General features: G+C 39.6%; 20 protein-coding genes. 3 read left to right on the forward strand and 17 right to left on the reverse strand.

The window, feature by feature from the left end:
* Window positions 1-2: 2 nt before the first annotated feature.
* From DFQ04_RS06770 to DFQ04_RS06795, 6 genes are all read right to left on the reverse strand, one after another.
* Window positions 3-1,508 carry a S10 family peptidase gene (locus DFQ04_RS06770; protein ID WP_133553960.1) on the reverse strand — a complete coding sequence of 502 codons (1,506 nt, stop codon included), beginning with the start codon at window positions 1,506-1,508 and terminating at the stop codon, window positions 3-5.
* Between the two features lie 145 nt (window positions 1,509-1,653).
* On the reverse strand, window positions 1,654-2,052 hold the full coding sequence (locus DFQ04_RS06775) for a GNAT family N-acetyltransferase (RefSeq protein ID WP_133553962.1): 399 nt from the start codon (window positions 2,050-2,052) through the stop codon (window positions 1,654-1,656).
* A 352-nt stretch (window positions 2,053-2,404) separates the two neighbouring features.
* The gene (locus DFQ04_RS06780) at window positions 2,405-2,686 is read right to left on the reverse strand and encodes a GIY-YIG nuclease family protein (RefSeq protein ID WP_133553964.1); all 282 of its coding nucleotides are present in this window, start codon (window positions 2,684-2,686) and stop codon (window positions 2,405-2,407) included.
* A gap of 171 nt (window positions 2,687-2,857) precedes the next feature.
* A complete protein-coding gene (gene kdsB / locus DFQ04_RS06785; RefSeq protein WP_133553966.1) occupies window positions 2,858-3,583 on the reverse strand; it encodes a 3-deoxy-manno-octulosonate cytidylyltransferase in 726 nt (241 codons plus the stop codon).
* 15 nt (window positions 3,584-3,598) lie between these two features.
* On the reverse strand, window positions 3,599-6,061 hold the full coding sequence (locus DFQ04_RS06790) for a GumC family protein (RefSeq protein ID WP_133553968.1): 2,463 nt from the start codon (window positions 6,059-6,061) through the stop codon (window positions 3,599-3,601).
* 3 nt (window positions 6,062-6,064) lie between these two features.
* A complete protein-coding gene (locus DFQ04_RS06795; protein WP_133553970.1) occupies window positions 6,065-6,880 on the reverse strand; it encodes a polysaccharide biosynthesis/export family protein in 816 nt (271 codons plus the stop codon).
* A gap of 278 nt (window positions 6,881-7,158) precedes the next feature.
* Between DFQ04_RS06795 and DFQ04_RS06800 the strand changes: the two genes are divergently transcribed.
* Entirely contained in the window at window positions 7,159-8,088 is a 930-nt protein-coding gene (locus DFQ04_RS06800; RefSeq protein ID WP_133553972.1) for a GNAT family N-acetyltransferase, read from the forward strand.
* Window positions 8,089-8,405: 317 nt separating this feature from the next.
* Here DFQ04_RS06800 and DFQ04_RS06805 read toward each other — a convergent pair whose 3' ends face one another.
* A complete protein-coding gene (locus DFQ04_RS06805; protein ID WP_133553974.1) occupies window positions 8,406-8,657 on the reverse strand; it encodes a hypothetical protein in 252 nt (83 codons plus the stop codon).
* 379 nt (window positions 8,658-9,036) lie between these two features.
* Between DFQ04_RS06805 and DFQ04_RS06810 the strand changes: the two genes are divergently transcribed.
* Window positions 9,037-10,017, forward strand: a complete 981-nt coding sequence (locus DFQ04_RS06810; RefSeq protein WP_133553976.1) for a polysaccharide deacetylase family protein — start codon at window positions 9,037-9,039, stop codon at window positions 10,015-10,017.
* Between the two features lie 15 nt (window positions 10,018-10,032).
* Here the strand turns inward: DFQ04_RS06810 and DFQ04_RS06815 are convergent, their stop codons facing one another.
* The 7 genes from DFQ04_RS06815 to DFQ04_RS06845 form a co-directional block, all read right to left on the reverse strand.
* A complete protein-coding gene (locus DFQ04_RS06815; RefSeq protein ID WP_133553978.1) occupies window positions 10,033-11,295 on the reverse strand; it encodes a glycosyltransferase in 1,263 nt (420 codons plus the stop codon).
* 806 nt (window positions 11,296-12,101) lie between these two features.
* Window positions 12,102-12,353 (reverse strand): hypothetical protein, encoded by a 252-nt coding sequence (locus DFQ04_RS06820; protein WP_133553980.1) that lies wholly within the window; start codon window positions 12,351-12,353, stop codon window positions 12,102-12,104.
* A 316-nt stretch (window positions 12,354-12,669) separates the two neighbouring features.
* A complete protein-coding gene (locus tag DFQ04_RS06825; RefSeq protein WP_133553982.1) occupies window positions 12,670-13,098 on the reverse strand; it encodes a hypothetical protein in 429 nt (142 codons plus the stop codon).
* The gene (locus DFQ04_RS06830; RefSeq protein ID WP_133553984.1) at window positions 13,098-13,847 is read right to left on the reverse strand and encodes a hypothetical protein; all 750 of its coding nucleotides are present in this window, start codon (window positions 13,845-13,847) and stop codon (window positions 13,098-13,100) included. Before DFQ04_RS06830 ends, DFQ04_RS06825 begins: the two co-directional genes overlap by 1 nt.
* Before the next feature lie 514 nt (window positions 13,848-14,361).
* Window positions 14,362-15,003, reverse strand: coding sequence for a DUF6266 family protein (locus DFQ04_RS06835; protein WP_133553986.1), 642 nt, complete (start codon window positions 15,001-15,003; stop codon window positions 14,362-14,364).
* 241 nt (window positions 15,004-15,244) lie between these two features.
* A complete protein-coding gene (locus DFQ04_RS06840; RefSeq protein ID WP_243739641.1) occupies window positions 15,245-15,454 on the reverse strand; it encodes a hypothetical protein in 210 nt (69 codons plus the stop codon).
* A 72-nt stretch (window positions 15,455-15,526) separates the two neighbouring features.
* On the reverse strand, window positions 15,527-16,180 hold the full coding sequence (locus tag DFQ04_RS06845; protein ID WP_133553988.1) for a Crp/Fnr family transcriptional regulator: 654 nt from the start codon (window positions 16,178-16,180) through the stop codon (window positions 15,527-15,529).
* A 527-nt stretch (window positions 16,181-16,707) separates the two neighbouring features.
* Here DFQ04_RS06845 and DFQ04_RS06850 point away from each other — a divergent pair.
* Entirely contained in the window at window positions 16,708-17,931 is a 1,224-nt protein-coding gene (locus DFQ04_RS06850; protein WP_133553990.1) for a hypothetical protein, read from the forward strand.
* A 485-nt stretch (window positions 17,932-18,416) separates the two neighbouring features.
* Here DFQ04_RS06850 and DFQ04_RS06855 read toward each other — a convergent pair whose 3' ends face one another.
* The 3 genes from DFQ04_RS06855 to DFQ04_RS06865 are packed head-to-tail and all read right to left on the reverse strand — an operon-like array spanning window position 18,417 to window position 23,358.
* The gene (locus DFQ04_RS06855) at window positions 18,417-20,588 is read right to left on the reverse strand and encodes a glycosyltransferase (RefSeq protein WP_133553992.1); all 2,172 of its coding nucleotides are present in this window, start codon (window positions 20,586-20,588) and stop codon (window positions 18,417-18,419) included.
* Complete coding sequence (locus DFQ04_RS06860) at window positions 20,585-22,195, reverse strand: glucosamine inositolphosphorylceramide transferase family protein (RefSeq protein ID WP_133553994.1); 1,611 nt, start codon at window positions 22,193-22,195, stop codon at window positions 20,585-20,587. Before DFQ04_RS06860 ends, DFQ04_RS06855 begins: the two co-directional genes overlap by 4 nt.
* Complete coding sequence (locus tag DFQ04_RS06865; protein WP_133553996.1) at window positions 22,189-23,358, reverse strand: glycosyltransferase family 4 protein; 1,170 nt, start codon at window positions 23,356-23,358, stop codon at window positions 22,189-22,191. Before DFQ04_RS06865 ends, DFQ04_RS06860 begins: the two co-directional genes overlap by 7 nt.
* Window positions 23,359-23,455: the final 97 nt, after the last annotated feature.

Genomic DNA, 23,455 nt, shown 5'->3' on the forward strand with positions numbered 1-23,455 from the left:
ATTTATTTTCTCAAGGTATCTTCGATGAACTTTTTCAAATCTTCACGGAAAAGCTTCGCAGAAGGCAAATGGGTGTACATCATATGTCCAGCTTCGTAATAGGTCATGATAATCCGGTCTGTAGCGGATTTTGGAAGTTCTAGCCTGGAAATAGAATGCTCCACCCCATGGAAAACCGTAGCCAGATCGTAATATCCATTCATGATCAAAACTTTGACATTTGGATCTTTACTCAAGGCCTCAGCCATATCAGGAAGCGTGGTCACGGCTGCATCTGCTCCCCAGAAGTTATTCCCCTGATGTTTCCAATCCCAACGGAATCCTTCTTTTGAATAAGCAGAAGTTGCATAAAGTAAATCTTTGCTTACTCCTAAACTTCCATGGAAGTAATCCAAAAAGCCCATGGTATAGGCTGGGGAAATAGCATCACTTTGAGGATCTGTAAATGCAGACATGGACATAAGATCTAAGTTGATTCCTTTGTATCGGGAGTCTAAACGACCCACTGTTTGTCCTTCTGATCTCAATAATTCCTGATAAAACTCATCAGCATTAATTCTCAAATTTGCCCTCTCCCAAACAGCGGAAGAAATACCGGTAAACCCTTCCAGTTTCTGAGCCATCGCTGTTTTTTCGGCTGCCGAAATCCTATTTCCTTTAAACAAAGCCGGAGCATATTCATTTTCGGTAAATTCCCTTGCAGACTGAACAAAAGCTGCAAGATCTCCTCCTTTACTCATAACCTTTCCCTGATACCAGCTGGTAGCGGCCATAGTAGGTAGATATACCAAGTAAGGAAGATCTTCATTAGGTGCAAAAAACAAGGTTCTCAAATCGAAAACTGCAGAAACCATAACTACTCCATTTAGGGCATAGCCTTTTCCCAATAAATAGTTCATCACTCCTGCATTTCTGAAGGTACCATAGCTTTCACCCAAGATATATTTGGGAGAATTTAGGCGCCCGTGCTCCTTCAAAAATTGCATGATAAACAAACTCACACTTCGGATATCCTGATCCACTCCCCAAAAATCTGAACCTTTGGAATCCCCAATCGGAATACTCAATCCCGTCCCCACTGGATCCATCATGACCACATCGGCCATATCCAAAATGGAAAATTCATTATTCACCAACTGGTATGGGGCCGGCTGATTGTAATTGGGATCGTCAACTGCGATTCTTTTTGGCCCCATAATTCCCATATGCAACCAATAGGAAGATGATCCCGGTCCTCCATTGTATGCAAAAATTATTGGTCTATCCTTCCCGGCTCCTTCTTTGAAATAGGCAGTAAAACCAAAAAGAGCAATAGGCTTATTGTTCTCATCCTTCAATTCCAAAGTTCCGGCCTTCGCCTGAAGGTTAACCACCTTTCCATCAATGGTTACGCTTTGTTTCGATTCAAAAACCTGGGCTTTTGGGGTTTCCTTGACTTCATCTTTATTATCCTGAGCAAAGGAAAAAGTGGAAATCAGTACGAAAAAGAGTAAAACTTTGAATTTCATAGGGATTAGATTAAGATTTTGAACTTGAGTTTAAAGCGAAAGGCATTGAATTTTTCTTTTCTGGGATAGAAATCCCTTAGTGGATTCCTATTCGGAAGAAAAAGTAAGATAAAGCATTAATTGAGGAATTGAAAACTGGGGAAGCCTAGTACTTCGATTTAAGCTGGTAGCATCTGTTATGCAAGTCAAAGCCTAACTTTTGGTAAAAAGGCTCAGAGTCTTCCGCGGAAAAAAGAAAAAGCCTGGCTTCAGGAGCCAAATTCCGAGCAAATTCTAACAATTTCTTACCAATCCCCTGTCGCTGATGATTTTTTGCAACTGCCAAATCCGCCACAAAGGTTCGGTAGCTAAAATCTGTCAAGCCCCTTAGCAATCCAACAATCCTACCCTCATCACGGGCCGTTACCACCAAATTAGAGCCTTGGATTACCCGATTTAAGAATTCAGGATCATGCATTGGCCTCCTCAGTCCTAATCCAGAATCATCAAGAATAAATTGGTATTCTTCCAGACTCAGATTAGTTTCTAATTGAATTGAAATCATTAACTTACTTTTAAATTTTAAGACTATGACCGGAGGTATTGGTTTCAGCAGACAAGGCAAGCAGTCCTTTGAAGAGAATCACAAATTGGGAAAAATTAGAAATAATTCCTTGAGAACTTCATTAGGTAGAAAAGTTGAAAATTCGGACTCAAGCCAATTAGAAGAATCTCTACAATTTCAGAATTTGAAAAGAGTTCAGGCCAAAGGAGGGTCTTGGAAACTTGTGCTGATATCAGTGCTTATCCTCTTGGTAATTGTCTGGATAATTAGCCGGATTTTTTAATCAAGCACATCTTGAAGATCAGGGCGCTTTTTTTTGTCATTTCGACGAGGAGGTACGACGAGGAGAAATCTAAATATCAAGGAAATCCCAATTTGGGTTTTGGGAAGATATCAACCTCTCCTTTTTTTCTCTTCTCCAATTTTTTAATTCTTTTTCTCTTGAAATAGCCTCTTGGATCCATTGGAATTCCTCAAAATAAAGTAGATAGAATACCTTATACCTACCACAAAAGGACTTTTTCCTATTAAATGCATCCTCTTTATGCTCAGCCAGCCTTCTTGCTAAATTATTTGTCACTCCGATATATAAGACCGTTTTGGAAAAATTGGTTAGGATATATGTGAAATACATAAAAAATATAGTTATTCCTCTAAAATATAGGGATTTATAAGAAACTATATGAAGTTTTTAGAACAGACTTCTCACATCGTGTAGAGTTTGTTTCCACCAAAAAGTATGATTCACTCGTTCGAAGTGACATTCAGACCGATATTTGTGATCCGATTCCGAGACCAAAGCAAACTAAAATACGCTCTTTAAAAAATTCCTTGCCCGATCTAAGTCTTCCTGAGTATCTATGGCTATGGCTTGATGAGTGGTTTCTACCATTTTGATTTTTACCCCCTTCTCTACCAATCTTAGCTGCTCCAGCATTTCTATTTGCTCAAGCTTCCCTTTTGGCCAAGAAGTAAATTCCTGCAAAAGCTCCCGGGTATAGGCATACACCCCGATATGCTTCCAATACACTAAATCCTCTCTTTTTTCCCTGTTAAAAGGAATGGGAGATCTGGAAAAGTAGATTGCATTGTTCTTTTCATCCAAAACCACTTTCACCGAATTGGGATTGTAGGATTCATCTTCAGAAATGCGACACATTAAGGAAGCCATTTTCACCTTGGGTCTTTCAAAGGCTTTCACCAAGTCCAAAAGTGATTTGGCATCCTGAAAAGGTTCATCCCCCTGAATATTCACAATCAGATCAGCATCCACCACTTCCAAAGCTTCAGCGATTCTGTCAGAACCGCTCTCATGGGGTCTGGAACTGAAATATACCTTCCCTCCCAAATCAAGAATTTGTTCCCGGATTTTCTCGTGATCGGTAACCACCCAAACCTCATCAAATACCTCAGTGGCAAGCGTGCTCACATAAGTTCTTTGGATTACAGAAATCCCACCCAAGTCCTGAACCAACTTGGCTGGCAAGCGGGTTGAGGCATATCTGGCAGGTATTAAGGCGGCGGTCTTCACTATTAAAAGGAGGAATTAAGAGATTCTGAAAATCTTTTTCAAAGATTTTAGAGGCTCAAATTTCTTGGGTGTTTTGATCTTTTTACGCTTGGTTTCCAAATCCTCCCCATAGTAATTGTACATGTACTTATTGTTCTGGGAGTAGAGGTAAGTATTTCCGTAACCGTAGTTATAGCCTTCGTAGTGGTAACCTGAATTGATGATACCGTTAAACACCCCATACACATTTTTCACCTGTTTGTTATTGAACAAGTCATTGATCATTACGAGGTGATCTTTATTGGTGTATTTCTGGCGGACGACATACAAGTTGATATCAAAAAGACGCATCAAATCAATGGTCTCAGACACCAAGCCCATAGGAGGAGTATCAAAGACAATGATATCAAATCGCTCTTCCAAATACTGAAGAAACTCGATCAATCTTGGGGTCTGAAGTAATTCTGCTGGGTTTGGTGGTATTACACCTGAAGGAACAAAATAAAGATTATCGTGCTGAGTTGGGAAAACAATCTGCTCGGCACTTACTTTCCCTATCAAATAAGTTGAAAGCCCGACTTTTTCGGAATGGTCAAAATACGTTGCTAATTTGGGCCTTCTCAAATCTGCTCCAACCACTACCGTCTTCTTGGAACCCAAGGCCATCGCAGAGGCTAAATTCAAGGAAGTAAAGGTTTTACCTTCACCAGATACGGATGAGGTTACCAGAATCTTTTTGGTATTCTTCCCGGAAGCCAAATAGGTAATCGCTGATCTCAGAGATCGGAAAGACTCAGCCACAGCAGACTTGGGGTGCTCCAAAACCACCTTGTTGGTTCCTTTGGTACTATAGCCAATTACCCCCAACTGAGGGATCATAAAGTGCTTTTTCAAGTCTCTTTGATCCTTGATGGTATCATCAAACATATCCCGAACAACGATAAACCCAAAAGGAAGTAAAAAGCCCAAAGCAATTGCCAAACCATAATTCTGGGTCTTTTTAGGAAAAACCAGAGCTCCACCTTTGGCCACATCAAGAATCGCATTATCCGAAACGTTGGCAGCACGGGCAATTCCTGCTTCCACCCTTTTCTCCAATAGATAGGTATAGACATTTTCTCTTAGCTGAAACTCCCTAAAAATATCTGTGTACTGAGACTCGGACTGAGGAAGTGTGGAAAATTCTGAATCGTAAGCCAGAATTTCTCTTTGGATTCCCTCTTTCTGCTTCTTGGTATTTTCTATCAGGTTGACTACGTTTTCAAAAAGAGCATCCTGGACTTTTTCCATCTGCACATCAATCTTGATGACTTCAGGATGGTTTTCATTTACCGTGGCAAGTAGCTTTCTGCGATCCTGAGAAAGAGTTACCAAAGTCTGAATCAAACCATTCAACAAAGGATCAGGAACTCCAATAACCGATGGAGCAATTACATCGGTAAAGTCCTTGCTCTTTTGCTCCATGTAATCCTTGATCTCCTCGAAATACTGCAACTGGTAATCCAACTCAGCTTTTCTCTCATCGAGGGCATTCATTTTCCCAAGGATATTGGAAAACTCTGCAGATACATCGAGGAGTTTGTTTTCAACTTTAAAGTTTAGCAATTCCCCTTGCTTAGCCTTCATGGAATCCTCCAAAAACCCTAGCTGCTCTTCGATAAAGGCGATGGAATTTTCCTGAATTTTATTTTTCTCATTCAGATCGTAATCGATGTAGGATTGCATCAAGGCATTGATATAATCCCTTCCTTTTTCTACCACTTTGGTGGTGGTGGTGATATTAAGTACTGAAGAATATTCATTGACAGTCGCTACCTGTACTGCCCTTGCCCAATAATCTTCCAAGGAGGTAGGATTAACCAATTTGAAGAGAATTACATCCCCAACTCTTCCAGGATTAACCAAGTGGACGATAAATTTTGATCTTGGGGTTTCTACTATTTCTCCGAAAGTATAGGTCTTGTTGTAAATGGATTCATCCCCGGCAGCTTGTACCGTATTGAAATCCATAATCCCGCCCGGAGCTTGGGAAAGCTTAAAGTTTTTATCAGAAAGCACCTCCAATTCGACCATGGTCTCCGTTACCTGAAGATGATCCCAATCCACTTCGATCCGAATGGGAGAGCGATCGTAAAGCTCAATGTCCTTGATATTGGTCTTGGCAAAATACTCCACGTCAAAATGAAGCTTCTCCAAAGCCAAACGGGAAAGATTTTTAGATCTCAGGCGAAGGATGTCATTTTCCAGATTTATGCCCTGATTAAAAATATTGGACCTGTCCAAAATCTTGGCCTCAGGGGTATTGCTGTTTTTGATCACAATGGACCCCCTTACCTCAAATTCATCGACGGTGTATCTGTGGAAAATATAGGTAGCAGTGACGAAAAGGAAGATAAAAAGTGTGTACCATGGCCAATACCGGATGTATTTGGCCACCACATACCTGATCTCTAATGCTTTTTCCTCATTGTCTAATTGACTGAGATCGAGCTTTTCCATTGCTTATATCCCCCCTGTTACCAAATTAACGATTAAAAGTACAGAAGCCAATATCCCGCCAAACAATGCTAATGAAGCAGTTAAATTATCTGCGGCACCAAATTGCCTGATTTTCATAGGTTCCAGATACAAAATATCATTGGGCTGAATAAAGTAAAAAGGACTGGCCAAAAGCGCCCGATCATTCAAATTGATCTGGTGTATTTTAACCCCTTCTCCATATTGACGGATTAAGAACATCCTGTTCTTCTTACCCAATATGGAGGTTTCCCCTGAGTTTGCCAGGGCATCAAAAATAGTAGCCCTATTTTTATAGATAATTTGTACCCCAACACTATTAAACTCTCCCAATGTGGTATATCTAATCCCAGCCATTCTTAGACGGACATATACGTCGTCTTTGAAAAAGGCATTGATTTTTTCCTGAACCAGGTTTTTAGCCTCTTCTTCATTCATTCCTGCGATTTTGACTTTCCCGATTCGGGGGATTTCTACCATTCCTTCTTCATCAATGGAATACCCATTCATATACAAGGGATCACTTCCTGCACCACCGCCTCCTCCAATAGCCATGCCTTGCTGTTGTCCTCTTTGAAAAGCAAAGCCCTCCACCAATAAAGGATCCGAACTGGCAAAGTCTATCTGGACGATGTCAAAGGGTTGCAAAATGTACTTGTAATCCACCTTAGCAAATGGGATAAACTCATCCAGATTGTAGGTAGTACTATCGGAGAGGTTTTGTAAATAGGTTATTCGCTTGTTACTGATACAGGAACTGGCTAATGCGATCAGTCCAACGAAAAATAATCTTCGGATCATGAAGGGTGAGTTGAAACAACAAATCAAATATAATTAAATTATGATTGTTCGCAATCTAGTTAGAAAGTGGGAAATCGATTTGAAGTTATAGCCTAAAAGTCAACGGACGACGGTCAACGGTCGAAAGCTAGAAATTTCGAACCTTTATTTTCTGATGGTAAAAAAGCGGGTATGCCGATTTCAATAATTGCTGCCTAAATGCAAGATGGAGATTCTGATGGAGTATTTTTTCAAAGTCTGCCTCATAAGAGTTTGCCTTTAAACTTTTATCTTCATTTATGGAAATCAGAAAAGCCCAAGCCGAAGACATTCCCAAAATCGTAGACTTGCTCAAGAAATCCCTGGGTGAAAGCCTGATCCCCAAATCCGAAAAATTATGGAATTGGAAACATTTGGAGAATCCTTTTGGAGCCTCTCCTACGCTTTTGGCTGAAGAAAAAGGGGATTTGCTGGGTTTGCGGACATTTTTGAAATGGGAGTTTGAAACTCAGGGCAAAGTCATTCACGCTTGCAGGGCAGTGGACACGGCGGTTCATCCCGATTTCCAAGGGAAAGGAATTTTCACCCAATTAACCAAAAGCATGTTGGAAGAAATCCGTAAGGATGGAATTCAATTGATTTTCAATACACCCAATGAACAAAGTACTCCGGGCTATATTAAAATGGGTTGGGAGAAATATGCCAAACTCCCCCTCTTTTTGGGTATAAATCCCCGATTGAAATCTGAATCTAAAATTGATAAAACAGATTGGGGTTCCTTGACCGAGTTAATCTCCCAAATCGAATCGAATAAATCCGAATCTGCCAAGCTTTCTACCCACATCAAGAAGGGATACATTCAATGGAGATATTCCAATTGTCCTCTATTTCCTTATTATGCCCTTTCTGATAAAAAATCCTTCCTCCTAATTTTTAGAATAAAAGAGGGAAAATGGGCCAATGAATTCAGAATCTGCGAGCTATTTACACTACCTGAATTTGGACAAAAGGAGCAGAATCAATTACAGGAAGAACTGAATGATGCAATAAGCCTTTCGGGTTGCAGCTTGATTTCCTATTCCGGCATGAAAGACAACCGTGCCTTGGCCCTAAATTTCTTACCCAAATTATCGGTAGGTCCTTTGGTCACTCTAAGAAAAGTGAATCACGAATTGGAACCCATGTTGATGAACTGGTCCTGGAGTATCGGGGATTTGGAGGTTTTTTGATAGAGACTATGATTTTTAGGCTCACAGATGACACAGATTTGCACAGATGAACTATTTCTGAATTTATCCTTCAGAGTTTTACCCATGTGAAGTTTAAAATCCCTTTTATGAATTTGGAAATTATTCTCGTTTCCAGCGCAGAGAATTTTAATAGGATAAAGTTTAAAATGAGAAGTTTAAAGTATTCTCCTGTCAAACTGATTATAGTAATCAGGACTGTACTTTGCTTACTTCCCACTACCCCCTGCATACTGCTAGCTGGGTACTGCCAACTGCTCCCGATAGCTATAGGGACTGCCCACTGCCTACTGAAACTTTCACTTCACTCTCGACTCTGAATACAAATCATAAGCTGCCACCAAAGTCTGACGCTCAAAGGATTGCCCATACCGTCCATACCCTTCCAAATCTTCCCTATTCTCTACAAAAGCCGGAAAATAATTCCCCTCGAGTTCATCCCAAATAATCGCCAGATAGGCATAAGACAATTTGCTGGCTCGGCCTGTTTCAAGCCAATCTTCAAATTGAGACTCTTTTAGGGATTTGGGGTAATCGGAACTGTCGAACATGAACGATTTTCAAATAAGCTCAAAAATAGGGGAATTAATAGAAGGTTAATCGCAAGAGGAGGCTAGATTCCTAGATTTTAAACAGGCACTAATTCCCCCTTTCAAAGGGGGCTAGGGGGATTTCAAACTTTATTAAGTGATCACCTACAAATGCCTAAAATAAGGATTATCGAAAATTCTATTTATTTTCGACTTAAACCATTTTTGGAAGAGAGTAAATAAACCATAGGATGGATTTTCTTTTCGAGTCAAATAGAAAAAATCCCCCAACTCTCTTTATCCCGATAGCTATCGGGAGGGGTAGTTGGCTTAGTAAACCCAAAAATCGATTTCTAAATAGCAATCGCTTTAACTTAGACAGGAGTAAAATTTAAATTAAATGCAGGGAAATTTAACCATCAGCCTAGATTTCGAACTCCTTTGGGGGATTTTTGATAAGGTGGGGACGCGATACAAACCCGAGTATTTCAGCAATACCAGAAAAGTAATCCCTGAGATGCTGGAACTCTTCGGGAAAAATGAAATCTCGGTAACCTGGGCTACAGTAGGGATGCTTTTTGCTGAAAATGAGGAGGAATGGAGGCTGTATGCTCCGGAATTCCTTCCCTCCTACCGGGACAAAAGACTTTCTGCTTATGAATTCGCAAAAATCCACGGGCTTCGACCCGAGGTTCATTTTGCACCCGAGCTGATCCGGGAAATCCTCTCCACTCCTTTTCAGGAATTGGGTTCACACTCCTATGCACATTATTATACCCTAATGCGGGGACAAAGCCCGGAACAATTCCGTCAAGACCTGCAATCTACCCAGAAAATAGCCCAAGAAAAGTTTGGCAGACGTCTAAAATCCCTGGTTTTTCCGAGAAACCATATCAACGAACTCTACCTGGGACTTTGTCTGGAAGAAGGGTATGAATATGTCCGAGGAAATCCAAAAAACTGGTTTTGGCAGGAAACCCAGCATGAAAGTTTTAGCAAAAAACTCTTTCGCTCAGCGGATTGCTTTTTCCCTATAAGCAGTAAATCCTCCTATGCCATTCAGGAGATCAAGGAATTTGAAAGGGAACCTTTAATCATTCCTGCCTCAAGGATTTTGCGTCCTTTAAATCCACGAAATCCCCTTTTCAATTCCATTCGCTTCCAAAGGATTTTGAATGAAATGAGCTATGCCGCTAAAAATGGAGAGGTTTATCATCTCTGGTGGCACCCCCATAATTTTGGGAATGATCCAGAATCCAGCATGAAGGAGCTCAAAGCTTTGATTCAACATTTCAAAAAGCTGCAGGAGAAATATGGATTTGAGTCCCATTCCATGCAAAGTCTGGGGGAAAAAGCCAAAGCGAGCTTAGCGTTTGCTTGAGGTTAAAATACAGGGCTATTTTACCCTCTTCTTTAAAACTTCAGCATAAATTTTTTCTAAGGCTCCTACCATTTTTTTCATACTAAAGTTTTCAATGACCTGATTCCTCGCAGCCAAGGCCATTTCTTTTCTCAATTCTGAATTTTCCAACAAGGCCAAGCAATGCCCTTCCAATTCTTCCCAGGCATCTATCTCAGTTAAAAATCCCTGCTTTCCGTTTTGAATCACCTCCCCAATTCCCCCAGCCCGGGTAGCCACTACCGGTACCTCACAGGCCATAGCTTCCAACATGGCAATAGGCAAACCCTCAAATTCAGAAGTACTCAAATAAATATCCATCAGGTTCAGATAGGGTATTACCTCCTTTTGTACCCCTACCAAATGGAAGTTTTGTTCAAAGCCCGATTCCTTGATTTGCTTGACGATTCTGGATTTCCATTCCCCATCACCCACCAGTAAAAAATGAACTTCCGGATGCTTTCTTAAAATCCGAACAGCAATTTCCACCCAAAGCCAAAGTCGCTTCTGTGAGCGAAATACAGCGACTTTACCAATCACAGGCATTCCTTGTGGAATCCCTAATTCCTTTCTTAATTTTTCTATCCCTTTTTTAGAATCTGAACTCTCTCCCTCCTCCGAATCCTTACTGGACCCTATAGCTATCGGGACTGCCAACTTCTCCTTATAGCTATCTGAACTGTCTCCTGCCTCTTGCTTTTCTTCTCTTGCTTCTTGATACTCGCTACTAGATACTAGATACTTACAAAACACTTCCGTATTCACCCCATTCTGCACCACCCTGACCTTAAGTCTTCCCCCACGCTTATAAGGATCCCAAATGGAATTCAACTGCATGGAAAGGGCTACCTCATTGGATACTGCGATGGCCACATCCTGATTTTTAAAAGTCAGACGATTACCCCAATAGGAAACCTTGTTATATCGATCCCAGGTGTTATGTTCTGTGTATACAATGGGAATAGGTAGTTTCTTGCCTACATATCTGGCCAAAATCCCTGCCCATGGGAGATGGGCATGAATGATATCAAAACCTTGCTCTTTTACGAATTCCCTTACTTTCCTAACCTGAAAAAACAAACCCAAATTACCTGAAGGAATATGATGAACTTGGATTCCTGCCCTTTCCAATTCATCAATAATGTTTTGCTCCTGATGGTAAAAATATAGGCAGTGAAACTCAAAGCGACTCTGATCATGAACCTGCGCAGTCTCAGGAATCAACTTTTCCGCCCCACCCCTACCCAGGGATTTGATCATATGGAGCACTTTGATTTTCTGATTCACGTCTTAAAAACACTTGGTCTGCAAACCTAAGGAAAGCTAGGAAATTATGAATTAAAAATTATGAATTGGGAATGAGGAATTGAGGAATCGGGGAATCGATGAAATGAGGAATCGATGAATTGACTAACCGAGTCATTGAGAATGAGGAATAAGTTTAAAGTTTAAGATGAGAAGCAACGTCATTGCGAGGAGCCTGATCCGAAATGATTTTTTATAGTTAGAATTTCAGGCGACGAAGCAATCTTTTGGTTTTGCATCATCAAACCTGAGCCTCCTATTTTTTAAAACTAAAAAAGCCCCGTAGGGGCAAAAGCTCGGTAGAAAAAAGCCCAACCTGCCAATTGCTGCGCTGGAGCACATTTTTCATTTGGAAATGATTTTCGATCCCAGCGCAAGGAATGAGAAGTTTAAAGTTTTTTGAATTGAGAATGAAGAATCAGGTATGTGGAATTGAGTAATTGATGAATCGAGTAATTGAGAATGAGGAATAAGTTTAAAGTTTAAAAGGTAAAGTTTAAAGTTGCTTTAATGAAGAATTCGGAATGAATACTAAAGTGTAAAATAGATTCCTCCTCAGCGGTGATTAACAAATAACTTTAAGGCTTTCGTGGCTTCGTCGAAATGACATCAGGGGCATGCCTTCATGTCACTTCGAACGAGAAATGCAGTACTTTCTTTTAGCGGGTATTTCGCTCGATGTAAGAAGTCTATTAGCACCAATCCAAAACAAAAAAACCGGACAAGACCCTTGCCCGGTTTAATTATTAAATGCAAGAAAATTACTTAATCGGAGTCATCAACTCCTCCTCCAAACGAACCTCATCCACAGTCAATTGACAAATACTGACCAGGATTGTTCCGGCAGTAATCGCATACCCAGCATATTGAGTCAAAACCTCCGGAACATATCCGGGAGCTGACAAAACTGCCAATCCAATAGCTGCAATTATCAACCCTACCTTTTTCAATTTTTGGAAAAAAGGTGGTGTAGGCAAGGATGCCCTATACTTTATTTCATCGATTGTATTCATGGTAAATTGTAGTTTGTTAATTGAATAAATCCATAGTAAATCGGATTATGCTTCCTAAAAAGAGACCTTGTTTTTCAAAAAACAGGGCTCCATATTACCTGAAAGAGAATTTTCCCTTAATTGGACTCTATGCCTTTAAGCTGAAATCAGAATTTACCCAATCTTGATTTCAAGCCTTGCCATTTACTTTCCAAGCGGATAACAGCTTCTTTCAGTACCAGAAATTGATCTCGAATTTGCCTATAGTCCTGGATTAATAATTTCAGGAAAAAGGCAATAACCGAGAGGAGTAGTGACAACACCGCTCCTACCCAAGCTAGGAGTACATGGGTATCTGACATGAGGGCATTGCATATGGAATCCCTTTAGATACTACCTGCAAGTCCAAGATTTCCCCTCTTTCCCAAAATACCCCCAGTTGATCCAATAGCTTTAAAAAAGCCAATTGTGTAAACATAGGTGCACCATTTTCACGAAATGAGGAAACTGGGCAAATCTCGTTTCTCCGCGGCTGTTGATCAGGAGGTCTGTGCAAAATCCAACCCTCATTCCCAACCCGTACTCTCCAGCCGGTATCTTCCTCGTAAACAGGTTCCAATTCATATACTCCTTCCTCAAGGCACTTTTCCATAAAACCATAAGCTGGATTGGGAGCCTCCCGAATTAAGCAAATTGGACGGTCTCCAAGGAAAAGCCTTCCCAGAGTATTGCCAGGAGTATAGTGACGCTTGAGCAAGAGTCTCATTAGGCTTGCTTGCTTACTGCCAGAATTTTTGCGGCATTATGCGCTCCGTTATTGATCGCATATTCCACCCCATTTACAATCTGAATGAATTCCACACTAACCAAAAAAGCAAAGTGGGAACCACCTAATTGGGTCTTATCAACCGAAAGACTCTGAGAAGAAAAGGGATCCAAAACAGAATGCACTGGTCCATTGGCAGTTTGAATACTGCGAGTTCCCAGATCAAAATCAACCCCAATTCCCGTTGCTGAGATTTTAAAATGTGTAGCCCCATTGGGGATACCCACCATATCTCTGGGAACAAATGCCGGCAACTGTATGGAAAAAGCGCTTGGGGAATTGGAAATCAAGAGCTCAAAATAGAGTGTACTTCCCAATGATGAACCTGCATTAAGTTCCATATCCTTTAACAGATCCCAATTCCCATCTTTCACTTTTCTATCACCCCGAACATTAAGGTCGTCTGCCTTCAGTACCTGCATCAAGCTTTGGGTGATTCTTTGATTCAAACGCTTATCTCCAATTTGAGAAATTACCGGTCTTAAAGCATCCCGGATCAATTTGGCAGATTTGGCATTGTCACTAAACTCCCGGATGTTCTCCCTGGTCCTTGCAAAGCGAGGATCATTTTGAATCCGGTTTTTGCTTACTCCACCTTTCTCCCGGGCCAAATACCCATCCTTGGTTTTATAGAAAGAAAGTCTCCCGACTCTTCCTTCTAAAGTGATTACTCCTGTTTGTTTCGCCATGTTATAGTTGGGTTTAAGTAAAACATGGGTGAAAATTGTAATCAAATAGACTGACTATCAATTGAATGTGCGGATTTTGCGTAATCTTTGGATTAATGTTAATAATGCTTTTAAAGCAAGGGAAATAGGAATGTGGAATTGAGGAATCGGGGAATTGAGGAATCGATGAATTGAGGAATTGAGGAATTGAGGAATCGATGAATTGAGATTGAGGTATAAGTTTAAAATGAGGAGCAACGTCATTGCGAGGAGCCTGATTCTCATTGGTTTTTTAGTGTCAGGATTTCAGGCGACGAAGCAATCTTTTGGTTTGAGGAATAATGCTAAGGACTACTTCCCTTCGATTTTTATCGGGGTTGCTTGCAGTGAAGCCCTTATAGCATTCTGGGTATGAAGACTGCGACAGTTCACTGGAATAGATTTCTCCTCAGCGCGGGTTTGAGGTTACAAATTTGCATCCCTATTGCTTCGTCGAAATGACATTAAGGCCATTTTCTGCACAATAACCTTTTGACTAAAACAGCCCAAGGTATTGAGAATTGGAAAAGGAGAGTTTTCCCCTTTCCTTCCTATAAAAAGCCATATAAAGCCAAAAACTTTCTGGATCGAGCTGATCCCAAGGAATCTCCAAAAGGAATTTTCCTTCTTTTCTAAAGGCCCCATTCCGAATAGAAAAATATCGCTTTCTGGAGAAGTCATAGCCTAAAAAATAACTTAGATCCCCATCTCTGGCCGAACCCTCCCAGGCATTTGGGCTCCATTCAATTAAAAGCTGAGAAGCATTGATTCGCATTGCCTTTGCCTCTCTTGCTCCGATTAAGGGACCAGATGAAATAGTGGCTTTTATGTGATCAACGCTAGGTTTTTCCCCATGGATAACCGATTGCTTGATTAACTCTCCGATAGCCTGATGGAAACCCTTTTTGGAACCAATTTCAAAAGCACTGTAAGTGAAGTTTAATTCTTCTTTTAGTGGAATGAAAAACGCGTTGGCCAATCGGAAAACTTCCTGATGGTAGCGTTGAAGCTCTGAAAGGGGGGCTATTCTTTGACCTTGTCTTTTTCTGACTATTGTCTTCCCGTTCAAATTATAAATAACCATATCTCCTACTCTACCAGAGATCAGCTTTAAAAAAGATGATTCAATTTTTCCCATGGTTTGCTTGGATTATGAATTTTTGGATTAACTAGGAAGTAAACCCAGACCAAATCCATACATACTTCATTGTTTTTACCACTTATGCCTGATTTGGCCGGGGCTTTCTTAGCAGGGAAAGTGGTAAGAAAGTCGTAAGAACCCCGTAAAGACCAGGTAACAAAGTCCTTAGAAATATGGATTATCTAAGGATTTGCATAAGCTTATCTATGGCTTTGCTATTACTTTTCCAAGAGCTTGATTAGTGGATAAATTCCTCAATAATTGTCTTGGGAATACCTGAAAACTCTGAGAATTCTTCAATAGTCACATATTGATGGGGCTTTTTCCGGAATACAGCTTTAATCTTTCCCAAAACCAGCTGACCATATCGCTCACTTCTACCTGTGATCAATTGAATATCTTTTGGATAAATAACTGCTCGCTTTTTCAACATAAATCCTCCTTTCATTTAAAGAGAAAATGACTAAACCGAGATAATTAAAAACTGATCCTTTAAAATCCTATAGTTGAAATTTTAATTCTAGAAAATCAAGGTTTCCTGTTCAGGAATTTCTTTCGGAATTCTATAACCCAAAGTATGCTTCGACAATACCCTTCCCACAGTTCTAATGCTGCTGGAAAATAAGGAAGCCCAATCTTGGTAGGAAAGGTGTAACTCAATTCCTGAATAGGCCTTGCAGAAAAAAGGAAGACCTTCTTTAATCCCCTTTCTTAGTATATCCACTTGTTGATAGATTCTTACCTGAATTCTATGGTTAAGTAGGAGAAGCAGATGAATTATTTCAGGGTGCTTGGCCAACATGCATTTTAAATCCAGAAGAGAAAATTCCAGGTATAAAACCTCAGAAATAGCCTTGATTTCGATAGATGATTTTTTGCAGCAGGCATAAGAAATCCAATCATGAATTAGATCAGTTTCTTTAAAAACATAAAGAAGATATTCAGTCTCCTTTTCAATTTTATAAACCCCAATTAATCCCTTACACAAATAGCGAGAATAACTCCCTTTTTGACCCAGTGCTTTGATGACCTCCCCTTTCTTTTTCCTTTTTAAAAATAAATACCTGGAGAGGGAACCATAAAAATCATCTGATAAGAGCATCAAATGATTAAAATCTCTTTTCAATTGTTTGACATAAACTTCCATTTTGATGATAAAAATTAGGTACAACAAAATTTCTTGCTTAGTGAGGAATCTGCTTAAAAATCGGCCTCCCACTAAAGTTTATGCTGAAAGTTAGGAATTGAAAACTAAAAAATACTAATCCAATCCGCCACTGTGATAAATTTTTAGGTGGATTTAGGCCAAATGGCTGATTTTAAGGGAAAAATTTAAATGGAAGAGTTAAAAGTTGGGGAAATTGAGAAGGAGTTTAAAGTTTAAAAGGTAAAGTTTAAAGTTGCTTCAATGTTGAATTGAGAATTAGGAATTAGAAATGAGTTTAAAGTTTAAAATGAAAAGTGACGTCATTGCGGGAAGCCTGATCCGAAATGATTTTTTATAGTCAGAATTTCAGGCGACGAAGCAATCTTTTTAGAATTAGATCTTTGAGCTACTTAGAACTGTTTTATCGCATGATTCAAATAAGTTAAACTCTTAAAAAGCAATCGATATACTCAATTGATCAAAAAACATTAATAAAATGACTCAGGTCCTTTCAATCCATTTTTTATATTTAAGCAGGTAAACGTTTAATTCCCTTGTTAGGAGCGGTATTTCTAGTCATTTTTCTTTTCTTCCTTTCTCAGCCTATTCTAAATGAGCTGCAGAAAGAGCATAAGTGGCTAAAAGCTGGCCTTTTGAACCAGATGTACTGGTATCACATGTTTTTTGGCTTGGTCTATTGGACCTACGCCATGTTTAATAGATCTGATTCTCAACAATACTTCATTAGTTATAAGTGGTACAATAGCTGGTTTGACACATTTGAACCAGGAACCCTATTTATTGAATGGATTAATTATCCCTTTGCCAAATGGCTGGGTTTCAATTATGACATGATGATGTTTTTTTCTACCTGGGTAGGATTTTGGGGATTTGTCTATTTCTATTGCTTTATGAAAGAAAACCTCAAATTCAATCCGAAATTTGAGGGCTGGGATGCGATTACCATTTTTATGTTTTTGCCGAACATGCACTTTTGGACTGCATCTTTGGGAAAGGGGGCATTTATTTTTGCAGGGTTAGGGTTTTTGACCTATGGACTTTCTTGGCCAGGAAAAAGAATAATTCTAATAGCATTGGGTGGATTTATATGCTACATGATCCGCCCTCATATTCTTTTTGCGGTCCTTATCGGAATGGGAATTGGATTTATTTTGGGAAGAGAGAAGGTCCCCACCTACCAAAAGTATCTGGCTGCCATTGCAGGGATTGTGATCAGTATCCTGGTATATGATAAATTATTGATCTATCTGGGATATGATCCCAACAATGTAGTCGAAAGCTTTGAAGAAGAATCTACCTTAAATGCACAAAGACTTTCTTCCGCTGGATCTGGAGTAGATATGAGTTCCTATAGTCTTCCTATGAAACTTTTTACTTTTTGGTTTCGACCCTTATTTATCGACTCTCCAAATGCATTAGGATTGGTGGTTTCAATGGAAAATGCCCTGTATATCTATATGTTTTCGAGGATTTTCAAAAAGAGCTTTATTGACTATATCCGAATCGCACCTGCGATGGTAAAAATGTCTGCAGTTGTATTTTTTTCCATCTCAATATCCATGACTTATGTAATGTCCAACCTTGGAATCATTATTCGTCAAAAGTCGCAGATTATGTATTATATGCTATTTGTAATTGTAGCTTTTATGGATTGGGAGAAGACTAACAGAATTAAAAAACGAGCGGAAATTTATAATCGAATTGTTGAAGAAGAAAGAAGAAAGAGGGAGTTGGCGGAGGGAGAAGTGACAGTTTAAAGTTGAAAGCGAAAAGTTTTTATTTTGGATTGATTTACAGTCAACAGTCCACCGACGACAGACAAAAGCCAAACTGAGTCAGAAAAAAATGGTGGTTGTTGGCGGGGGTTCAAGGTGTAAGACCACAGTTAGTTGGCTGAAAACTTTATTTTGGCTCCTAATTCAAAAGACCCCCTATAGGCAAACTTTGAATGGCCCATGGTTTTAACCTTAGCGTAGAAATAATCGGGAAGTTTAAGCGCTGTTCAAATATCCTGTTATGGGGAAAAAAATCAAGTACCTGCGCAAGGGAAAAGGATGAAAATAAGAAAAGCCGCCTCTCGAGAAACAGCTTTACAAAAAAATTGATGATTAATGAATTAGCAATTCTTTGGATGATATTTCCAAACAACGGATGCGCAAAAGTGCATACTATTTAGTCTTTTGTGAACCAGATCAAGGGGAAGGAATAAAGTACAAAAAGTCGATGACCTGAAAATAAAAAATCAGGAATCCAGAATTGATCGGTAATAAGCCTCAAATTGAGGACTTACTTTTTCAAGGGTAAAATTTTCCTGAACCATCAAAAAAGCGTTTTCTAAAATTTTATCCTTTGATTCAGGGTCTTGGTATACTACTTCAGCAACAGCATAGGCAAATGATTTTTGATCTCCGGGATTGATACACCATCCCGTTTCTCCGTTAATTACCACTTCAGGTATTCCTCCTACCCCATAGGCCACTACAGGTATTTTACAAAACATGGCCTCCAACACAATTGCGGGTAGTCCCTCTATTTTAGAAGGAAGAAGCAAGGCCTCCGCATTGACTAGAATGGGAAAAATATTTTTCTGGGTATCAAATATTTTTACCCTTTCCTGAAGACCAAGTGAATTTATCCTTTCCCGAAGTGAGTTCTCCAAAATCCCTGAACCTATAAAAATCAAAGAAAGGTTAGGGTCCAGGATAGAATGGAATATTTCCAATAAGCCTAAAGGGTCTTTTTCCGGAACTAGGCCTCCCGCAAAAAGCAAAAATCGTTTTGGTAGGGGAAGCGAAAAATTATCCTTTCTTTTTTCCTGAATATCCAATGGCTCGATCCCAATAGGCAATAAAATAGGTTGTTTATGAGGAAAAAGCTCCCCGAAATCATTCCTGCAAATTTCTGAAACAGAGGCCACCCCATTTACCGATCCTATCCACCAATTATTTAATCCTCTTTGGATAGGATGATTTAAAAAAAGACTCATTTGATTTGCATTTCTAAAAATTAAAGGGTTATCCCATCCCCATATTTTCTTTGAAAAGGCAGCATATTTCAGGCAATCTGAGGCATTGGCTTGAACAATATCCGGGTTAAAATCTCGAATTAGATCATTCAACTTTTTCCAAGCCTTCCAATCCCAAAAACGATATTCCCTTTTCCCTCCAAGACAAACCACCTCTTTCGAAAAGGGGAGTTCTCCATCTCCCTCAAAAACTGAAACCATACGGATTTCATGGCCCATTTCTTCAAGCCTTTCTGAAAGCTGAGCTGCAAAAATCTCAGCTCCTCTCCTTTGCTTTTGAGTAATCAGCTGAAGAATTTGCAAGGAAGACTTTCTCTTAGGAGAAATAATTTCATTAAGAGTTCCCTCGTACTTAAGTACCGTTTCAGGCAACAGGCAGTTTTGGACCGCAAATCTATTTGCCTCTTTTAAAATTGACTGAAGCTTGGCTGAAGTAAGGTTCAACACTTCAATTACTTTTTCAAGAAATGCATCTTCCTCATTCTTCGGAACCAACCAACCTGTTTTTTCATGAACCACTAATTCCCCTACTCCTCCAACATCATAGGCAACAACAGGAATTTTATTCAAAAATGCCTCGACTATAACAGCTGGATATCCTTCGATTAAGCTTGGCAATAAAAGAACAGCCTTATTTTCAATTTTTTCAAAAGGTTTTTCTACAACTCCTCTCCAGTCAATACTATCGGCAATTCCCATGTCAATCGCTTTTTGCTTGGTCTCCTGGTCTAATGGACCTGCTCCAAAAGAAATCAATCGGATATCGGGAAATTGTTGAAGTATTTTTGAAAATATTCTTAGTAGACCCTCATGATTTTTTTCAAAAGTAAACCCACCTATATGGATCAAATCTATGGTTGAGCTATCCCGTCTCTTCCTTTCCACCATTTCGATTCCAACGGGTATCACGTATTGGGTAGGTAGGGAAGGGAAAAGCTGATCTAAATCATGAGCCGAAGCTTGACTTACAGATATCACTGCATCCAATTTCCTGAACAAAAAAGAGTTGTAATTCCTGATTATCGAGGAATGGATATAATTTGAGACCAAACTTCCATTATAAAATACCGACTTAGCTTTCCAACCAAAAACCACTTTACTCATGACCATATACTTAAGCGTATCTCCAGCCATTGCCAAGACTAAATCAGCATTCCAAAATTTGACTTCTTGCTGAATTAATTTCCAACCACTCCAATCCCAAAGCCTATAGGATGAATTTCGATTCAGCCGGATATGCTTTCCTGAAAAAGGCAAATCAAAATTTCCCGGAAACAAACTAATTAGCATTACTTGATGTCCATTGTCTTCCAAACCTTGCCCTAATTGGGCAGCAAAAAGTTCTGCTCCACGTGCTTGCGGTTTTTGGATAATCAACACAATTTTCATTTTCTAAAATAAAAATCTACCCAAGTACCAGAACTTGTTTGATTCCAGGTATGAATTCCTAGAGCGAGTGAATTAGCTTGAATAATTTGCGAAGTTTCTTCCTCGTATTCCTGTTTTGTCCAGGTCTTTATTCTCTGAATTCTCACCCCATGTCCATACCTAATTCCTGAATCTTGAGCAGGGCGGAACCACTCCCCATCTTTTTCAAATAATCTACCAGCTGACCGAGCCTGCCTAACATCTGAAATAATAGGGTTTTTGGGATGAGCCATCCAGTGGGGATTTTCCAAATCCTCTGCCCAATACAGATTCAACTCATCAAAAGGCCAGCAAGCTGGATGTGCTTTTTGCGTAATAAACATCCAATAAAGGCCGTCCTTTTTCACTAAGGTTGGATCATACCCTTCCTGTTCAGAAAGAACTCTCTTTTTCTCCCATTTTAAAGGAAAATCAATCGCTTGGTAAAGGAAAATCTTTCCTGAATCTGAAGATTCAGGAATCATGAAAACCTGATCTTTTTCTTTCCATAAAAAGGGATAAGATAAATGCCAGACCTCTTCTATAACGGGATGAATTTGAATTCCTATTTCTGAAAGTGAAATCCACACAATTCTTCCTTTACCTTTTTTCTTATCAAATTCCTCTGCAAACAAATAGTCTATTCCCTTGAAATGAATAGAGAAAGGATCTGCCAAAAAATATTGATCTGGGCTGGGATGCTCAAGTAAAGGAGTAGATAAAGGATTAAGGGATAAAGTATAATCAGAAGAAGGGCTTGAAACTTTTCCTATTTGCCAATGGGCTTGATTTTGATACTCGTCCCATTTCCTCTTAATGCTTCTTTTTACCAAAGAAGTCCATAAGCTCAGCATCTGAATGGTACCCGGAGGCTTCCATAAAGGAGCTTTTTGTGGGAAGTGAGCATTGGAAATTTTCTCAATCCAATTCTCCAATCCTATCCTTTTAATTTCTTTTATAACTCTAACAGGAGCATTAGCTGAGGCCCAAAATAATCTATTTGCATTCCTCTGAACTGAAAGCGGATCCGTTTGCACCCAAGATTGATACAGAATTTTTCCCCGATCCAAGTCTTCAGTTAGCTGCATCAATACATAGCTCGTGATTGGTTTTTTGTTCATTACCTCCCAGAAACCAGGAGGCCCTCCCCTGTAATATTCCGGATCACCGTGATGAAAGGACCAAATGCCTAATTTTGGAAGCTGGAGAATTTCCCCTTTTAGTATTCTAAAACCAAATCGAAGCAGTACGTCCAAATCCAGCTTTTTTATTTCCTCTATACTTTCTTCTGGAAAAGAATCTGAATACTTCTTTTGGATGGGTTTGACATGAATTTGGGGTAATTTTTCTACCAAAGATCTATTGATAGAACGGGCTTGAAAAGCATCTAACCTTTCTTTGAATACTATCCGATCGAGTTTTCGATAAATTCTGTAAGCAAGAGAAGAATTTCCTCCAGAAGCTTTGGGGTTTTGGTTAACAATTAGGACCTCAATTTTAGCAAAATTGGATTCAAGTAATTGGTGAATGATGGTTTCTTGCCAAGCCTGAATCTCAAATCCATCTAACAAAAGACCAATTCTTACCACCTTTTCGTAGTTTTCTCAGCTATTTCCAAGAGAACGTTTTCGTATTCTTTTGAAATCTTTTCAATATCAAACCTCTGAATGGCGGTCTTTCTCGCTTCCACTCCCATTTGAATAAATAAGGAGGGATTTTGAATTGCCCAAATCATTTTTTGAGCCAGATCAGAAGAATTCGAAGTTTGAAAAATCAGACCTGTTTTCTGATCCTCCAAAGCCTCCAAGTTCATGGGAATATCTGAAGCAATTATGGGAATTCCAGCCATCATGGCTTCAACCAAAGCACCAGAGAAACCTTCGTACCAAGAGGGGAACAGGAAGCAGTCAGCAGTGATCAGTGGGCAATCCCGATAGCTATCGGGAGCAGTCGGCAGTGGGCAGTACCCATGGATCAATAAATTCATTGGATTAGCGATTTTACCCGGTAAAAAGACAAAGTCTTGAAGGCCTAAATCTTGAATCAGTTCTTCCAATTCTTTTCGATAGGGTCCTTCTCCGAAGATGGTAAAGGTGCAATCTGGATAGGTTTTTAAAACCTCAAAAAATGCCTGTATAGCATCTTGGAAGCCTTTTCTCTCCAGAAACCGCCCATAGGAGACAAAATTACGGATTGATTGGGAAGCTTTCGGCGGAATCTTCGGAATCTCTCTCCCCCGATAAACCACAGAGATTTTTCTCGGGTTTAATCCCAAAGTTCTCTGGTGGGAGTCCACCAAGGCCTTTGCATTGGCGATCCAGTGTATCGGTATGCGGGAAGTCAATTGATCTAACCAATAGACCAACTTGAATTTCAAACCCTTCTTATCTCTCCAAGCTAGGGGAGAATAGCTATCATTTACTAAAGTACCAACCACTGGGACACCTGAAATGAAAGAAGCTATTCGGGTAATCATATCGGCTCTCCAAAGACAGGAGACCAATAAATCTGGTTTTTCTTGGCGAATTAGCTTTACCAAACGGGAAACAGCTAATGAGAAATGGTAGGTTTCAGGGATATCCAAAAAAAAGAGCCGTATTCCGGCTCGTTGATATTCTTCGCTTAATTCATTCTTGGGATAGAAGTAGACCATGCTAACATATACCTTATTAGAAAATCTGGACAAAATCTCTAAATGGCTTCGCTCTGCTCCGGCATTTACTAAAGCGTCTTGGGTAAAGAGGATTTTCAAAATATCGAAGTTTGAGAATTAAGAAGACTAGGCCACGAAGAAATTTCGGACCTGTTAATTATTCTCCATTTCACACAATTAAATGGGAATTTACCAT

Origin of the sequence: Algoriphagus boseongensis, from assembly GCF_004362805.1 — a bacterium.
Classification (GTDB): domain Bacteria; phylum Bacteroidota; class Bacteroidia; order Cytophagales; family Cyclobacteriaceae; genus Algoriphagus; species Algoriphagus boseongensis.

Bases quoted from the DNA above. Each gene is read 5' to 3' on its own strand.
- DFQ04_RS06770 (WP_133553960.1), bottom strand. From the start codon at position 1,508: ATGAAATTCAAAGTTTTACTCTTTTTCGTACTGATTTCCACTTTTTCC.
- DFQ04_RS06775 (WP_133553962.1), bottom strand. From the start codon at position 2,052: ATGATTTCAATTCAATTAGAAACTAATCTGAGTCTGGAAGAATACCAA.
- DFQ04_RS06780 (WP_133553964.1), bottom strand. From the start codon at position 2,686: ATGTATTTCACATATATCCTAACCAATTTTTCCAAAACGGTCTTATAT.
- DFQ04_RS06790 (WP_133553968.1), bottom strand. From the start codon at position 6,061: ATGGAAAAGCTCGATCTCAGTCAATTAGACAATGAGGAAAAAGCATTA.
- DFQ04_RS06795 (WP_133553970.1), bottom strand. From the start codon at position 6,880: ATGATCCGAAGATTATTTTTCGTTGGACTGATCGCATTAGCCAGTTCC.
- DFQ04_RS06800 (WP_133553972.1), top strand. From the start codon at position 7,159: ATGGAAATCAGAAAAGCCCAAGCCGAAGACATTCCCAAAATCGTAGAC.
- DFQ04_RS06805 (WP_133553974.1), bottom strand. From the start codon at position 8,657: ATGTTCGACAGTTCCGATTACCCCAAATCCCTAAAAGAGTCTCAATTT.
- DFQ04_RS06810 (WP_133553976.1), top strand. From the start codon at position 9,037: ATGCAGGGAAATTTAACCATCAGCCTAGATTTCGAACTCCTTTGGGGG.
- DFQ04_RS06815 (WP_133553978.1), bottom strand. From the start codon at position 11,295: ATGATCAAATCCCTGGGTAGGGGTGGGGCGGAAAAGTTGATTCCTGAG.
- DFQ04_RS06820 (WP_133553980.1), bottom strand. From the start codon at position 12,353: ATGAATACAATCGATGAAATAAAGTATAGGGCATCCTTGCCTACACCA.
- DFQ04_RS06825 (WP_133553982.1), bottom strand. From the start codon at position 13,098: ATGAGACTCTTGCTCAAGCGTCACTATACTCCTGGCAATACTCTGGGA.
- DFQ04_RS06830 (WP_133553984.1), bottom strand. From the start codon at position 13,847: ATGGCGAAACAAACAGGAGTAATCACTTTAGAAGGAAGAGTCGGGAGA.
- DFQ04_RS06835 (WP_133553986.1), bottom strand. From the start codon at position 15,003: ATGGGAAAAATTGAATCATCTTTTTTAAAGCTGATCTCTGGTAGAGTA.
- DFQ04_RS06840 (WP_243739641.1), bottom strand. From the start codon at position 15,454: ATGAAAGGAGGATTTATGTTGAAAAAGCGAGCAGTTATTTATCCAAAA.
- DFQ04_RS06855 (WP_133553992.1), bottom strand. From the start codon at position 20,588: ATGAAAATTGTGTTGATTATCCAAAAACCGCAAGCACGTGGAGCAGAA.